The sequence below is a fragment of the Geobacillus thermodenitrificans subsp. thermodenitrificans DSM 465 genome (assembly GCF_000496575.1).
In the GTDB taxonomy this organism is placed as follows: Bacteria; Bacillota; Bacilli; order Bacillales; family Anoxybacillaceae; genus Geobacillus; species Geobacillus thermodenitrificans.
In genome coordinates this window covers 61,228-75,907 of record NZ_AYKT01000009.1, presented here as the reverse complement: position 1 = coordinate 75,907, position 14,680 = coordinate 61,228, and the positions used below count along the sequence as shown (strand labels likewise).

Annotated in this window: 13 protein-coding genes; 12 read left to right on the top strand and 1 reads right to left on the bottom strand. The window is 51.2% G+C overall.

The genetic code is table 11. The annotated features are described in order from the left end of the window. Positions 1-176 precede the first annotated feature (176 nt). From hpf to DSM465_RS0110905, 10 genes are all read left to right on the top strand, one after another. Positions 177-725 (top strand): ribosome hibernation-promoting factor, HPF/YfiA family, encoded by a 549-nt coding sequence (gene hpf / locus DSM465_RS0110950; RefSeq protein ID WP_011888195.1) that lies wholly within the window; start codon positions 177-179, stop codon positions 723-725. A gap of 544 nt (positions 726-1,269) precedes the next feature. Beyond that, positions 1,270-3,783 (top strand): preprotein translocase subunit SecA, encoded by a 2,514-nt coding sequence (secA, locus tag DSM465_RS0110945; RefSeq protein WP_011888194.1) that lies wholly within the window; start codon positions 1,270-1,272, stop codon positions 3,781-3,783. 92 nt (positions 3,784-3,875) lie between these two features. Next, positions 3,876-4,980 (top strand): peptide chain release factor 2 gene (prfB, locus tag DSM465_RS0110940; protein ID WP_144038740.1). Its coding sequence is split into 2 segments (ribosomal slippage): positions 3,876-3,950 and positions 3,952-4,980, totalling 1,104 coding nucleotides; the frame shifts between segments, so codons are not numbered across the junction. Between the two features lie 118 nt (positions 4,981-5,098). Then, positions 5,099-5,962, top strand: coding sequence for a YitT family protein (locus DSM465_RS0110935; protein ID WP_029761351.1), 864 nt, complete (start codon positions 5,099-5,101; stop codon positions 5,960-5,962). Between the two features lie 62 nt (positions 5,963-6,024). Continuing rightward, a complete protein-coding gene (cccB, locus tag DSM465_RS0110930) occupies positions 6,025-6,360 on the top strand; it encodes a cytochrome c551 (RefSeq protein WP_011888191.1) in 336 nt (111 codons plus the stop codon). Positions 6,361-6,714: 354 nt separating this feature from the next. Then, entirely contained in the window at positions 6,715-7,401 is a 687-nt protein-coding gene (ftsE, locus tag DSM465_RS0110925) for a cell division ATP-binding protein FtsE (protein ID WP_029761350.1), read from the top strand. Then, positions 7,391-8,284 carry a permease-like cell division protein FtsX gene (gene ftsX / locus DSM465_RS0110920; protein ID WP_029761349.1) on the top strand — a complete coding sequence of 298 codons (894 nt, stop codon included), beginning with the start codon at positions 7,391-7,393 and terminating at the stop codon, positions 8,282-8,284. The genes ftsE and ftsX overlap by 11 nt, the downstream gene beginning before the upstream one ends. Positions 8,285-8,315: 31 nt before the next feature. Further along, a complete protein-coding gene (locus DSM465_RS20175) occupies positions 8,316-9,647 on the top strand; it encodes a murein hydrolase activator EnvC family protein (protein WP_029761348.1) in 1,332 nt (443 codons plus the stop codon). Between the two features lie 359 nt (positions 9,648-10,006). Next, positions 10,007-10,714, top strand: a complete 708-nt coding sequence (locus tag DSM465_RS0110910; protein ID WP_029761347.1) for a pirin family protein — start codon at positions 10,007-10,009, stop codon at positions 10,712-10,714. Positions 10,715-10,944: 230 nt separating this feature from the next. After that, positions 10,945-12,390 (top strand): S41 family peptidase, encoded by a 1,446-nt coding sequence (locus DSM465_RS0110905; RefSeq protein WP_008880324.1) that lies wholly within the window; start codon positions 10,945-10,947, stop codon positions 12,388-12,390. A gap of 136 nt (positions 12,391-12,526) precedes the next feature. Here the strand turns inward: DSM465_RS0110905 and DSM465_RS0110900 are convergent, their stop codons facing one another. Further along, positions 12,527-13,045 (bottom strand): MerR family transcriptional regulator, encoded by a 519-nt coding sequence (locus DSM465_RS0110900; protein WP_008880323.1) that lies wholly within the window; start codon positions 13,043-13,045, stop codon positions 12,527-12,529. 219 nt (positions 13,046-13,264) lie between these two features. Between DSM465_RS0110900 and DSM465_RS0110895 the strand changes: the two genes are divergently transcribed. Further along, positions 13,265-14,437, top strand: coding sequence for a PDZ domain-containing protein (locus DSM465_RS0110895; protein ID WP_011888184.1), 1,173 nt, complete (start codon positions 13,265-13,267; stop codon positions 14,435-14,437). 14 nt (positions 14,438-14,451) lie between these two features. Then, positions 14,452-14,673, top strand: coding sequence for a CsbA family protein (locus tag DSM465_RS0110890; protein ID WP_008880321.1), 222 nt, complete (start codon positions 14,452-14,454; stop codon positions 14,671-14,673). The last annotated feature ends 7 nt before the right edge of the window (positions 14,674-14,680 follow it).

Here is a 14,680-nt window from a genome sequence, read left to right as displayed (position 1 = left end):
TCCCATTTGTTTACAAACTACATATGTCCAACGTCATAAGGGAAAATGTATCTCTATGACTATATTTTTCTATGCTTTTCACAAAATCTTCGCAAATATTTTTGATTGAAGTCGGGGTTTAGTGGGTAATTAAAAAGTGTAGGGATCTATAGTTTGAAAATAAGGAGTGGTCAGCAATGATGTATAACATTCGTGGGGAAAACATCGAAGTAACGCCAGCTTTGCGCGAGTATGTGGAGAAAAAAATCGGGAAACTGGAGCGGTACTTTGATGACACCGATCACGTTCATGTAAACGTTAACTTGAAAGTCTACAACGATGGACAAGGAAAAATCGAGGTGACCATTCCGATTCCGCATCTATTGTTGCGCGCGGAGGAGCGCCACGACGATATGTATGCGGCCATTGACTTAGTAACCGATAAATTGGAGCGGCAAATCCGCAAGCATAAAACGAAAGTCAATCGGAAGCTGCGCGACCGTGAGAAAGGAGTGAAGTTGGCGGCTCCTGTGCCAAACGGCGCTGCTGCGGTGGAGAACGACGAGGAATTTGAAATCGTGCGCACGAAACATTTCAGCTTAAAGCCGATGGACAGCGAAGAAGCGATTTTGCAGATGAATTTGTTAGGGCACAACTTCTTTATCTTTACGAACGCCGAAACGAATCGGACAAACATCGTCTACCGCCGCAAAGACGGACGATACGGATTGATTGAGGCAAACTGACACCGGTTGTTGACAAGACGCATCCCCTGCTTGTTGGGCAGGGGATGTTTCTCATGATACGGGGAGAATGTTTAGGGAAATATTGGTTAACGTTCGGCAGATGAAAAAATGGATTTCGCGTTTCCAGACGACGTTCGTTAGCGTTTTGCGCAGGTTGACGACCGTTTGGCAAAAAGGAACGGGCCATGGCCTCGTTGACTGCTCGCGTCGAGGTGTTCGCAGGCTGCGTGGATGAAAGGAGTGGCCCGCCTTGAGCGGGGAATGGGAGAAGTGAAGGAACGGTTGGACCGTGGGGAAGCTGAATAAACAGAAGTGAAGGAGTCGTTTCAGCGAGTGGGATACAGCTAGGGGAGGGGGGACAAATGCGGCTTCATACAATCCATGAAAGGCACTATACCAACAGCGATCGAACAACTGCCGACCAAGGCATGACCGCTCCGTGGACAAGCCGCATCCTTTTACGCCTGCGCGATGGTTGTCACTGTACCCTCTCAAGTGATATGATTAATAAGTAAGTCCATTGAAAAAATAAGGAGCGTTTCCTATGCTTGGAGTCTTAAAAAAGGTATTTGACCCGAACAAGCGCCAGTTGGCACGGCTTGAGAAAATCGCTGACCAAGTCGATGCGCTCGGGCCGGAGATGGCGCGGTTGTCGGATGAACAGTTGCGGCAAAAGACCGAGGAGTTTAAAGCCCGCTACCAGCAAGGTGAATCGCTGGATGATCTGCTTGTGGAAGCGTTCGCTGTTGTGCGTGAAGGGGCGAAGCGTGTTCTCGGCTTGTACCCATATAAAGTGCAAATTATGGGCGGTGTTGTCCTGCACGAAGGCGACATCGCTGAGATGAAAACCGGGGAAGGGAAAACGTTGACGGCGACGATGCCGGTCTACTTAAACGCGTTGACCGGGCGCGGGGTGCATGTGGTGACCGTCAACGAATATTTGGCATCGCGCGACGCGAAAGAAATGGGCCAGCTGTACGAGTTTTTAGGGTTGACTGTCGGCCTGAACTTAAGCGGCATGTCGCGCGAGGAGAAACAGGCGGCGTACAATGCCGATATTACGTACGGGACGAACAATGAGTTCGGCTTTGACTATTTGCGCGACAACATGGTGCTGTATAAAGAACATATCGTGCAGCGCCCGCTTTATTTTGCCGTTGTCGACGAGGTCGACTCGATTTTGATCGATGAGGCGCGGACACCGCTCATCATTTCCGGGACGGCGCAAAAATCGACGAAGCTGTATGTGCAGGCGAACGCGTTCGTGCGCACGCTTCGCAAAGATGTCGATTATACGTATGATGAAAAATCGAAAAGCGTCCAGCTGACTGAGGAAGGGATGAATAAAGCGGAGCGGGCGTTTGGCATCGACAACTTGTTCGATTTAAAACACGTCACGCTCAACCATCATATTCAGCTGGCGCTGCGGGCGCATGTGACGATGCAGCGTGACGTCGATTACGTCGTGCAAGACGGGAAAGTCATCATCGTCGACCCGTTCACCGGGCGTTTGATGCATGGCCGACGCTACAGCGACGGGCTTCATCAGGCCATCGAGGCGAAAGAGGGCCTCGAGATTCAAAACGAGTCGATGACACTCGCGACGATTACGTTCCAAAACTATTTCCGCATGTATGAAAAATTGGCGGGGATGACCGGGACGGCGAAAACGGAAGAAGAGGAGTTCCGCAACATCTACAACATGCGCGTCGTTGTCATTCCGACGAACCGTCCGGTCATTCGCGAAGACCGTCCGGATTTGATTTATCGGACGATGGAGGGGAAATTCCGCGCTGTCGTCGAGGATATCGCCCAGCGCCATGCAAAAGGGCAGCCGGTGCTTGTCGGCACAGTGGCGATCGAGACGTCGGAACTGTTATCAGAGATGTTGAAAAAACGCGGTATTCCGCATAACGTCTTAAACGCGAAAAACCATGCGAAAGAGGCCGAGATCATTGCCCAAGCGGGTCAGAAAGGCGCGGTGACGATCGCGACGAACATGGCCGGGCGCGGGACGGACATTAAGCTCGGCGAAGGAGTCAAGGAGCTTGGCGGGCTGGCCGTCATCGGCACGGAGCGGCATGAAAGCCGGCGGATCGACAACCAGCTGCGCGGCCGTTCGGGGCGCCAAGGCGACCCGGGAGTGTCACAGTTTTACTTGTCGCTTGAAGATGAGTTGATGCGCCGCTTTGGCTCCGAGAGCCTCATGGCGATGATGGATCGGCTCGGCATGGACGATTCGCAGCCGATTCAAAGCAAAATGGTGACACGGGCGGTCGAGTCGGCGCAAAAACGCGTCGAAGGCAACAACTTTGATGCCCGTAAACAGTTGCTTCAGTATGACGACGTGTTGCGCGAACAGCGGGAAGTCATTTATCGCCAGCGCTTTGAAGTGCTCGATGCCGACAATTTGCGCGGCATTATCGAGAAAATGATCCGGTCGGTGATCGAGCGCGTCGTCAACACCTACACGCCGAAAGAAGACTTGCCGGAAGAGTGGAACTTGAAAGGGGTGGTCGATTACCTTAACGCCTACTTGCTTCCGGAAGGCGACGTGACGGAAGGCGACTTGCGCGGCAAAGAGCCGGAAGAGATGATCGAGCTCATCTGGGCGAAAGTCAAAGCGCGCTATGACGAGAAGGAAACGCAAATTCCGCCAGAACAAATGCGCGAATTTGAACGGGTCGTTGTGCTGCGCGCTGTCGATATGAAATGGATGAACCATATCGATGCGATGGAACAGCTCCGCCAAGGCATCCATTTGCGCGCTTACGGGCAGGTTGACCCGCTCCGTGAATACCAGATGGAAGGCTATGCGATGTTTGAAAACATGATTGCGGCGATCGAAGAGGAAGTCGCGACGTACATCATGAAGGCGGAAATCCATCATAACCTCGAACGCCAAGAAGTGGCGAAAGGCGAGGCGGTTCACCCGAAAGAAGACGGTGAAGAACCGAAGAAAAAACCGATCCGCAAAGCGGTGCGCGTCGGGCGCAACGATCCGTGCCCGTGCGGAAGCGGCAAAAAATATAAACATTGTTGCGGAAGAGCGGTATAACCGTTTATAAATAATAAGAGAGGCATCGCCTCTCTTTTGAATGGCAAACGCAAATGATGCGCATACGATATTCATGATGAGGTGAGGACAACATGATCGATTTAGTGGAAATCAAGCAAGAGTTAGAAAAAATGGCTAAGCGATTAGCGGAAATCAGGGGGTCTCTTTGACCTCGAAACAAAGCAGACGCGCATTCAAGAATTAGAGGAGCAAATGGCCGCGCCCGGCTTTTGGGATGACCAGAAAGCGGCGCAGGCGATCATTTCCGAAGCGAATGCGCTCAAGGAATTAGTCGGCGAGTTTGAATCGCTCGCGGAACGGTTCGACAACTTGGAAGTGACGTATGAGTTGTTGAAAGAGGAGCCGGATGACGAGCTGCAGGCTGAACTTGTGGAAGAAGCGAAAAAATTGACGAAAGACTTCAGCCAGTTTGAGCTGCAGCTGTTGCTCAACGAGCCGTACGACCAAAATAACGCGATTTTGGAGCTTCATCCGGGTGCGGGCGGCACGGAATCGCAAGACTGGGCGTCGATGCTGTTGCGCATGTACACGCGCTGGGCGGAGAAAAAAGGATTTAAAGTCGAAACACTGGATTATCTCCCAGGCGAGGAAGCCGGGGTGAAAAGCGTCACCTTGCTTATCAAGGGACATAATGCATACGGCTACTTAAAGGCGGAAAAAGGGGTACACCGGCTTGTGCGCATCTCCCCGTTTGACGCCTCAGGCCGCCGCCATACGTCGTTCGTGTCATGCGAAGTCGTGCCGGAGATGGACGATAACATTGAGATTGAGATCCGTCCGGAAGAGCTGAAAATCGACACGTACCGCTCAAGCGGTGCGGGCGGGCAGCACGTCAACACGACCGACTCCGCGGTGCGCATCACCCACTTGCCGACCGGCATTGTCGTTACGTGCCAATCGGAGCGGTCGCAAATTAAAAACCGCGAAAAAGCGATGAATATGTTAAAAGCGAAGCTGTATCAAAAGAAAATGGAGGAACAGCAAGCTGAACTCGCCGAGCTGCGCGGCGAGCAAAAAGAAATCGGCTGGGGCAGCCAAATCCGCTCCTACGTCTTCCATCCGTATTCGCTTGTCAAAGACCATCGGACGAATGTGGAGGTCGGCAACGTGCAAGCGGTGATGGATGGGGAAATCGATGTGTTCATTGACGCGTATTTGCGCGCGAAATTGAAGTAAAGAGCGATCATCTGATCGCTCTTTTTTTCTTTATCATAGTAGACCATTATCGCGTTAACTGACTGTCATTTACTTAAAAAAACGGGCATGCTATACTCACAGAGGAAGGTGGGGAAGCATGCGGAGAAAAAGAGATAAAGCGATGTCTCCAACGGTGGAGACGGCCTTGGAGTATGTGTACGTTCTTGTTGGCGCGGCGATTGTCGCCGTCGCGTTTAACGTGTTTTTGTTGCCGAACCGGATTGCTTCCGGCGGGGTGAGCGGCATTAGCACGATTGTGCATGCGCTGTTTGGCATCCAGCCCGCCTATGTTCAATGGGCGCTCAACATCCCGCTGTTTATCGCTGGCGTCGTGCTCTTAGGCCGGCAGTTTGGCATCAAGACGTTTGTCGGGACGGTGTTTTTGCCGCTTGTCGTCTACATCACCAAAGGGATGGAGCCGGCGACGGTCAATCCGCTTCTTGGAGCATTGTTTGGCGGCATTGGCGTCGGGCTTGGTCTCGGTATTGTGTTTCGCGGCCGTGCCTCGACGGGCGGTACGGATTTGGCAGCGCAAATCATTCATAAATATACCGGACTGTCGCTTGGGGTGTGCGTCATTTTGATTGACGGCTTGATCGTCTTGACGGCGGCGTTCGTGTTCGATATTGAACGGGCGCTTTATGCTTTGATCGCGTTGTATGTGACAAGCAAAACGATCGACCTCGTCCAAGTCGGGCTTGGCTATTCAAAAATCGCCCTCATCATTACAAATGAAGAGGAAAAAGTGCGGCGCGCCATTTTGCATGAAATCGACCGCGGGGTGACGCGGTTGCCGGCGTATGGCGGGTATACGGAGCATGAACGGCCAGTGCTCATGTGTGTCGTCGCTCAATCGGAGTTCACAAAATTGAAACAAATCGTGCGAACCATTGATCCGACGGCGTTTGTCATCGTTGCCAACGCCTCTGAAGTGCTTGGGGAAGGATTTCAACGTACGTAAAATTGAAGAAATCGGTTATAATAACGAAGGAAGCGAATTTTTGTTTTTAGGGGGAGTTCATCATGAAGTGGAAATTAGCAACCGTGTTCCTCGGCGCTTCATTGGCGCTTGCAGCATGTGGCGGCGGCGATGATAACGCTGGGGAGCAAAACGGCGGCAACAACGGTGGAGGGGATACCACTGCTGCTGCTGAGCAAGTCTATCAACAAAGCTGTGCATCATGTCACGGCCAAGACCTTTCGGGAGGGGTCGGCCCGAACTTACAAAAAGTAGGAAGCAAATACTCGGCAGACGAAATTAAAGAGGTCATCGCCAAAGGCCGCGGCTCTATGCCAGGAGGAATCATCCAAGGCGAAGACGCTGACAAAGTGGCGGAATGGCTCGCCGCGAAAAAATAAGTCACGAAAACGAAACAAGCGCCGTCCAGTTTCCTTTCAGGGACTGGGCGGTCTTTTATTTTTCTTCGCCTCTCACGAATGTTCCACGCGATAGATCAGTTGTAGATGGCGTTCACAAGATCTTAGAGAGAAGGATGGTAGTACTTACAGTGTACAGAGTGAAGAGAAGATTCACTCTTTATATTGCATATATAGGTCTTTTATGCTAGTTTTGCTATTGTTTCCTATTTGAAATATAAATGTAAAATTCGACAGCAAGAAATCGTGCTATAATAAGCCTTGTGGAATTTTGTACAATTGGTTCGAAACAACTCGAGAAATGACAGTAAGCGAGTCGAAAAATAGGTGATTATGATGATTGAAATGCAAGATGTATATAAGACATACCCAAACGGAGTCGTAGCGCTAAACGGCGTTAGCGTTCGCATTAAGCAGGGAGAATTCGTCTATGTCGTTGGGCCTAGCGGAGCAGGCAAATCGACATTTATTAAAATGATGTACCGTGAAGAAAAGCCGACGAGCGGCACCATTATGGTCAACGGTGTCAATCTTGCCAACATCAAAGACAGTAAAGTTCCGTTGCTGCGCCGCAACATCGGTGTTGTGTTCCAAGATTTTAAGCTGCTTCCGACGCTCACCGTGTATGAAAATGTGGCCTTTGCTTTGGAAGTGATTGAAGAATCGCCGAAAGTGATTCGCAAAAAAGTGATGGAAGTACTCGATCTAGTCGGCCTCAAACATAAAATCCGCTCTTACCCAAACGAACTGTCTGGCGGCGAACAGCAACGTGTCTCGATCGCCCGCTCGATCGTCAATTCCCCGAAAATCGTGATTGCTGATGAACCGACAGGAAATTTGGATCCTGAAACATCGTGGGGCATTATGGAACTGTTTGAGAAAATTAATGAACGGGGCACGACGATTGTAATGGCGACTCATAATAAAGAGATCGTCAATGCTACCCGTCGACGCGTTATTGCGATCGAAAATGGGACAATCGTCCGTGACGAGGCGAAGGGGGAATACGGCTATGACGCTTAACACGTTCAAACGCCACGTTCGGGAGAGCGTGAAAAGTCTTGGCCGCAACGGTTGGATGACGTTTGCATCCGCGAGCGCCGTCACGGTGACGCTACTGCTGGTCGGTGTCTTTTTTGCCGTCATGTTCAACATTAACTATTTTGCGAAAAAAGTGGAAAATGAAGTCGAAATTCGCGTCCATATCGATTTGGCCGCTGACAATAAAGAGAAGGATGTGCTGCGCCAGCGAATCGAAGCCCTTCCAAGTGTGAAAGAAGTTCACTACTCATCAAAAGATGAAGAGCTGAAGCGGTTGATTGAAAGCATGGGTGAGGAAGGCTCATCGTTCCAGCTGTTTGAGCAAGACAACCCATTAAGCGATGTGTATGTTGTGAAAGCTGCTAATCCGCAAGATACCGTTAAAATTGCAAAGCAAATTGAAACGTTCCAGTCCGTTCATAAAGTCAATTATGGACAAGGGACGGTTGAAAAGCTATTTGATGCGCTTAAGGTCATGCGCAACGTCGGATTGGTGCTGATTTTTGGTCTGTTGTTTACAGCGATGTTTTTAATTTCTAATACCATTAAAATTACGATTTTTGCCCGTCGCCGTGAGATTGAAATTATGCGGCTCGTCGGGGCGACGAATGGGTTCATCCGCTGGCCGTTTTTCCTTGAAGGGCTATGGCTTGGGATGCTCGGTTCGATCGTTCCGATCGTCGTACTGGCGCTCGTTTATTACAATGTGCACCGTCTATACAAACAGCAGTTTTCCCTGCAGCTGTTCGAGCTTTTGCCGTTTTCTCCATTCATTTGGCAACTGAGCGCCTTGTTGTTGGGCATTGGCGCTTTGATCGGTGTCTGGGGAAGCGTCATGTCAGTGCGTAAGTTTTTGAAAGTATAAAAATCAATTTGATAGGGAGAGGGGAAAAGCCATGAAAAAGAAAAAGATGATGGTGCTCGCTGTCGTGGCAACACTCGGATTGGGCGTTCTCCCGCCGGCGGCGAACGCTGTTAGCAACCGCGATATCGAGCAAAAACGAAGCGAAATCAATGCGCTGCGCTCGAAACGGTCGGGCGTTGAAGAGAAAATTAGCGAGTCGCAAAAAAACATTAAAGCCCTGCAATCGCAGCAAAAACAAGTCGCTAATGACATTGAAAAACTCAATAGCGCCATTGAGGAAACGAGCGGCAAAATTCGCAAAGTCAGCACGGACATTGATGAAACCGAACGGGCGATTGACAAGCTGCAACAAGAAATTGCCGAGATTCAGGAGCGGATTGAAAAACGGAATGAAATCTTAAAAGCGCGCATCCGTTCGCTCCAAGAAAGCGGTGGAGCGGTCAGCTACTTGGAAGTGTTGCTTGGCGCTCAAAGCTTTAGTGACTTCATCGACCGAATGAGCGCGGTGACAGCCATCATGGAAGCTGACCAACAAATCCTCCGCGAGCAGGAAGCGGATAAAGCGCTCAAAGAGAAAAAAGAAACTGAGCTGACGCAAAAGCGGAACAAACTGCAAGCGGACTTGCAGGAGCTGAAACAGCTGCAAGCCAAACTTGATGCCCAGCTTGAACAGAAAAACCGCTTAATGTCGGATTTGAAAGAGAAAGAGGAAGAAGAGCATCATCATAAAATGGAACTTGAAGAGGAAAAAGAACTGATCGCGAAACAAGAAGCCGCTGTGAAGCAGCAGCTCGCCGAACTTGAGCGGCAGAAACGGGTCGAGGAAGAGGCAGCGAAACAGCGTGCACGTACATATACAGCGCCGAAATCTTCGCCGTCGACATCTTCGTCTTCATCGTCAACATCGAAAAGCGGCGGAGAAACGCCATCCGGCGGCAGCACACCGCCTGTATCAAGCGGAGCGTTTACTCGCCCGGCCAACGGACCGATCACATCCGGTTTTGGCTACCGGTTTGGCGGCTCCGATTTTCACCCGGCGGTTGACATCGGCAAGCGTGCCCCGGTCGTTCCGGTCGTTGCGGCTGCTGATGGGGTCGTGTTCCGTTCCTACTATTCTAGCAGCTACGGCAACGCCATTTTCGTCAGCCACGTCATTAACGGTCAAGTGTATACGACCGTTTACGCCCATCTCGAGGCGCGCTTGGTCGGAGAAGGACAACGTGTCAGCAAAGGACAAATCATCGGCTATATGGGCAACACTGGACATTCAACCGGCCCACACCTTCACTTTGAGTTGCATCGCGGCAGTTGGAACCCTGGGAAAACGAATGCGGTCGACCCGCGTAGTTATATCGCGTTCTAACGCTTACACCACCTCGTATACGCAACTTGCCTGCCTCGTTGAGGAAGGCGAGTTGCGTATTTTTTTGTGGCCATCGCTTCTGGAGAGGGGACGCCATCGTCATCCGGGAAACGACCGGCGTGCCCGCTGCCCGCATGAAGACCGCCTCTAACCTGCCCAATGGTTGACTTGTTGCTCGAAGAAAGGCAATAAAATGCATAGGAGCAAGGAGAAGCAGACACAAACAGGCGGTTGACAAAAGAAGTATGCTCTTATATAATAATCTCGAATTCGAGATTTATGAATTAATGAGGTTTAGTGAATATCGCTGACAGTTTACGATTCGTATCATCTTCAAAGGAATGAAGGAGTGAAAACGGATGATCCGTATTGACCGGGCTTCGTCCCGTTATCATGCTGATTACGGTTGGTTGAAGACGTACCATAGTTTTTCGTTTGGTGAATATTACGATCCGAACAACATTCAGTTCGGGCCGCTGCGGGTGTTAAATGATGATGTCATCGCACCGCTGGCTGGTTTTGGTGCTCACCCGCACCGGGAGATGGAAATTGTGTCGATCGTGTTAAAAGGGTATTTGCAACATGAAGACAGCACCGGGCATAAGGCAGTGACGACGTTTGGCGGCGTGCAGCGGATGTCCGCGGGTACCGGCATCGTTCATTCGGAAGTAAATCCGTCGGCGACAGAAGAGGTCAACTTTCTGCAACTTTGGTTTTTGCCGGAAGAGTATGGATTAACGCCTTCGTACGAGCGGGTTGAATTTCCAGTCGAAAAGATGAGAAACGCGCTGCTGCCTGTCGTGGCGAAACAGCCTTCTTCTCCGGGAATTGCTCACATTCATCAAGATTTGACCATTTACCTTTCTGACTTGGAAGCCGGACATGAACTGACATTTACCCAGCCAGAGGAGCGAAACATCTTTGTCTTTGTCATCGAGGGAGACTTGTCATTGAACGGTGAGGCGGACTTGCAACGGCGCGATGCGGCTCGCATAACGGAGACGCCGACGCTTCGCCTGTTGACGAACGAAGGGGCGCGGTTCATGCTCATTGACTTACCAAACTAACACCAAAAGGAAGAGACATCTTTCGCCAATGAGGCGGGGTGTCTCTTTTTTTGAGCCCGTATGAGTTGAGAAATCAAAAGGGAGCGTGTAAACTAATAGCAGACGACGCTTCCCCTATGGCGACAATGGGGAAGCATACTCAGTACAAGCCTGACATATGATGGAGATAAGGGCATGGCACGGCATGATGCGGTGCTTTTCCTTTATGTATAGGGTGAGGAGGAAACAACGTGAAAAAAACAACGACGGCCGTATTGATGGCCCTATCGATGCTCATCGGGGCCGGTGGGACGTATGTCGGCTTGCAGCTGGCCGGCGGAGCAGAGGACAGTCCGATGTCAGCAGTCATTCCGAATGAATCGTCCAAGGGGGCAAACGACGAAGAAGAGATAAAAAAAATCCGCCAGGCATATGAGCTGATCAAAAGCCGGTACGTGGAAAAAGTAGATGAGGAAAAATTGGCGGAAGGCGCCATTCAAGGGATGATTGGTACGCTTGACGATCCGTATTCTGTCTATATGGATGCGGAAACGACCGAACAGTTTAACGAATCGCTTGATTCATCATTTGAGGGGATCGGTGCTGAAGTGAGCATGATTGACGGGAAAGTGACGATCGTTGCACCGATTAAAAACTCGCCGGCGGAAAAAGCGGGGCTGAAACCGAACGATCAAATTTTGCGCGTCAACGGGGAAAGCCTTGAGGGGCTCGATTTGTATGAGGCAGTGCTGAAAATCCGCGGCAAAAAAGGGACGACGGTGGAGCTTGAGATTCTCCGCCCGGGCGCCAAAAATGCGATGAAAGTCAAAGTCGTCCGTGACGAAATCCCGATCGAAACGGTGTATGAGGCGGTGAAAACGTATGATGGCAAAAAGGCCGGCTATTTGCAAATCACATCGTTTTCGGAAAATACAGCCGCCGATTTTAAAAAGAAACTAGCGAAGCTTGAGGCTGAGAAAATCGACGGGCTCATTATCGACGTGCGCGGCAATCCGGGGGGCTATTTGCAAAGCATCGAGGAAATTTTAAAAGACCTTGTCCCGAAACATAAACCGTACGTGCAAATTGAAGAGCGCAATGGCGACAAGCAAAAATTTTATTCTGATATAACAGAGAAAAAGCCATACCCGATCGTTGTGCTCATTGACAAAGGCAGTGCGTCGGCATCGGAAATTTTAGCGGGAGCGATGAAGGAAGCCGGCGGTTACAAGCTCGTCGGTGAGACGACGTTCGGTAAAGGAACGGTGCAGCAGGCGATTCCAATGGGCGATGGCAGCAACATTAAGCTGACGCTTTACAAATGGCTGACGCCGGATGGGCATTGGATCCATGGAAAAGGAATCAAGCCAGATGTGGCCGTTGAGCAGCCTGAGTTTTTCCACGTCGCTCCGCTTCATGTAGAAAAACCGTTCACGTATGATATGAATGATGAACAAATTGCGAATGCACAAAAAATGTTAAAAGGACTCGGTTTTGACCCGGGCCGTACGGACGGCTATTTCAGCAAAGAAACGGAAACAGCGGTGAAAGCATTCCAAAAAGCGAATAAGCTTCCGGCCACCGGTCGTATCGATGAAACGACGGCTAACGTACTGCAAACAAAAATTATGGAAGCGATCCGCGATCCGAAGCACGATGTACAGCTGAAAGCGGCGTTACACGTATTGTTCCCATAAATAGCGATGGGGCTCCCGAGCAAGGGAGCTCTTTTCTATCAACATGAGCGTTTCGTCTCGGGATGAAGTGTCAAATCCATTCATGAACGTTTTTGTGCAAAAAAAAACGCCCTGCATGGGACAGAGCGCATGGGCCTTAAGCAAACAATCCCATCACCCGCCCGAGGCCGCGCCGTTTCCGCTTTGGTTCCTTCGGTGTTTCGTGGGAGGAAGGCGGCCGATTGTTCAGCTGCTGTTCAAGACGGGCGACAAGCTGCTCGAGGGCAGTGAGGCGGGCAGCGATTTCTTCCATTTCCTTTCGATGATGAAGCAGTTGGACCGAAACAACATCATCGGCTTTTTGCTCCAGTTGTTGTTCGAGTTGATTAAGGCGTGAGGTGACGCGTTCGATTTCCGGTTCAACATACTCTTGGAATAAGGCATGAATGGAGCTGTTCCGCGGCGGTGTCGAGGGACGGTCAGGAGCCGGAGGCGCTTCGAGTGCCGCACCTTGTTCAAATTTGACCCGTTCGAGCAAGGCGACTGTTTTTTCGTCAAACAAGAAGTGGCCGGCTTCGTTTCTCCGCAGCGGAATGTCATATTTCCGTACCCAACGTTGAACGGTTTTCGGCGAAACGCCAAGACGGGCGGCGACATCGGTCGTTTTTAACTCCATTGTTCCACTCCTCCTTTTCATCTTCTGTTATATCCTTTTTCTATCTTTATTGAAAATCCTGCCTAGCCGACAAAACTAGTGCCTATTCGGCAAAGAAAGTGGAAAACGGCACAAATTCGTCATGAGCGGCAAAAAAGATGGCCGCAGGCATGGGATTTGCCGTGGCCATTTGGTAGAATAGAAGATAAAGACTGGTGAACGAAGCAAGGGGGGAAGCGGATGGCAACATGGGGGCTGGAATTGCTTGAAGGGATCGCGGCCGTATGGCGGCAGCCGCTCCTTTATTATGGCGTCCTTTTAGCTATTGTCGCCGGCTGGCGGCGGGTAAAGCGGGAACGCCGTGACTTTCATGTGCGCGTCCATCATCCATGGCAAGAATGGCGCGGGCTCTGGACATGGGGATGGGCAGCCGGTGCGGTGTTGTCTGTGGTGGCGATCAGCGCTGGAGTCGCGTTGCCGCGCGAGGCGGTGTGGATGGTGACAGCGCTGACCGTTGTCATTGGCTTCACGATGGAAGCGCGCCTCTTATCGCCAGCGTACACCGTTGGCGGTGCGATCGTGCTGCTCGGTTTGATCGGGCAAAGCGGGATGGTGAGCGACTTATTCCCTGATGGCCCAACGGCGGGGGCGGCCTTGGCTTTGTTTCTTACGTTGTTGTTGGCGGCTGAAGGGTGGCTCATCCTCCGTTCCCAAAAAGGGACGGCGTCGCCGCAGCTCGTGAAAAGCAAGCGGGGGATGACGATTGGCATGCAATGGACGCAACGTTTTTGGTTTGTGCCGATCGTGCTCCCGGTATCTGGCGGTGCGTTGTCACCGGTCTCATGGTGGCCGCTTCTTCCGGCTGGGGACGGTTATTCGTTTTGGTTGGTGCCGTTTCTTCTTGGATTTTCGCAACGCCGGCAACACGTCATGCCGCCGGAAGCGGCTCATGAGGAAGGGCGGCGTGTGCTTCGGCTTGCGCTCCTTGTCGCTCTGCTAGCCGTTGTTGGTATATGGTACTTGCCGTTGGCGTTTGTTGCGGGGGCTGTGGCGATTATCGGCCGCGAGTGGATCGCTTTTTCTGGGCACCGCGCTGACCGAGCCCGACCGCCCCGCTTCGCCCGTCATTCGCAAGGGGTAGTGATTGTCGGCGTGCTCCCTGGCTCGAAAGCGGAGAAAATGGGGCTACAAATCGGGGAAATCATTATGAAAGCGAACGGTGTCCACGTGCGGACGGAGGCGGAGTTTTATGAAGAGCTGCAGCGTAATCGGGCGTTTTGTAAGCTTGACGTCATCGGGCATAACGGTGAAGTCCGCTTTGTCCAAGGGGCGTTGTATGAAGATGAACATCATGAGCTTGGCTTGTTATTTGTCCACAATCGGGGCGCGTCGGCGTCCGAAGCTGTTTCGTAAAGGAGACTGAGCATATGTGGTTTCTCGCCGCACTCATCATTCCGTGCTTTCTTGTCTTGTTGTTTACACGGGTGACTTACAATCGATACATCGCGGTGTTGTTGACGATCGCGTTGCTTGTCGCTTCGTATGCCAAAGGGTATACGGATGAACTGCATGAAATCGTCGCCGATATTGCGTCGACGATCGCCGGTTTCTTATTGGCCGGCCGTATGTTGAACAATTTGAAAAAGTGACAGACAG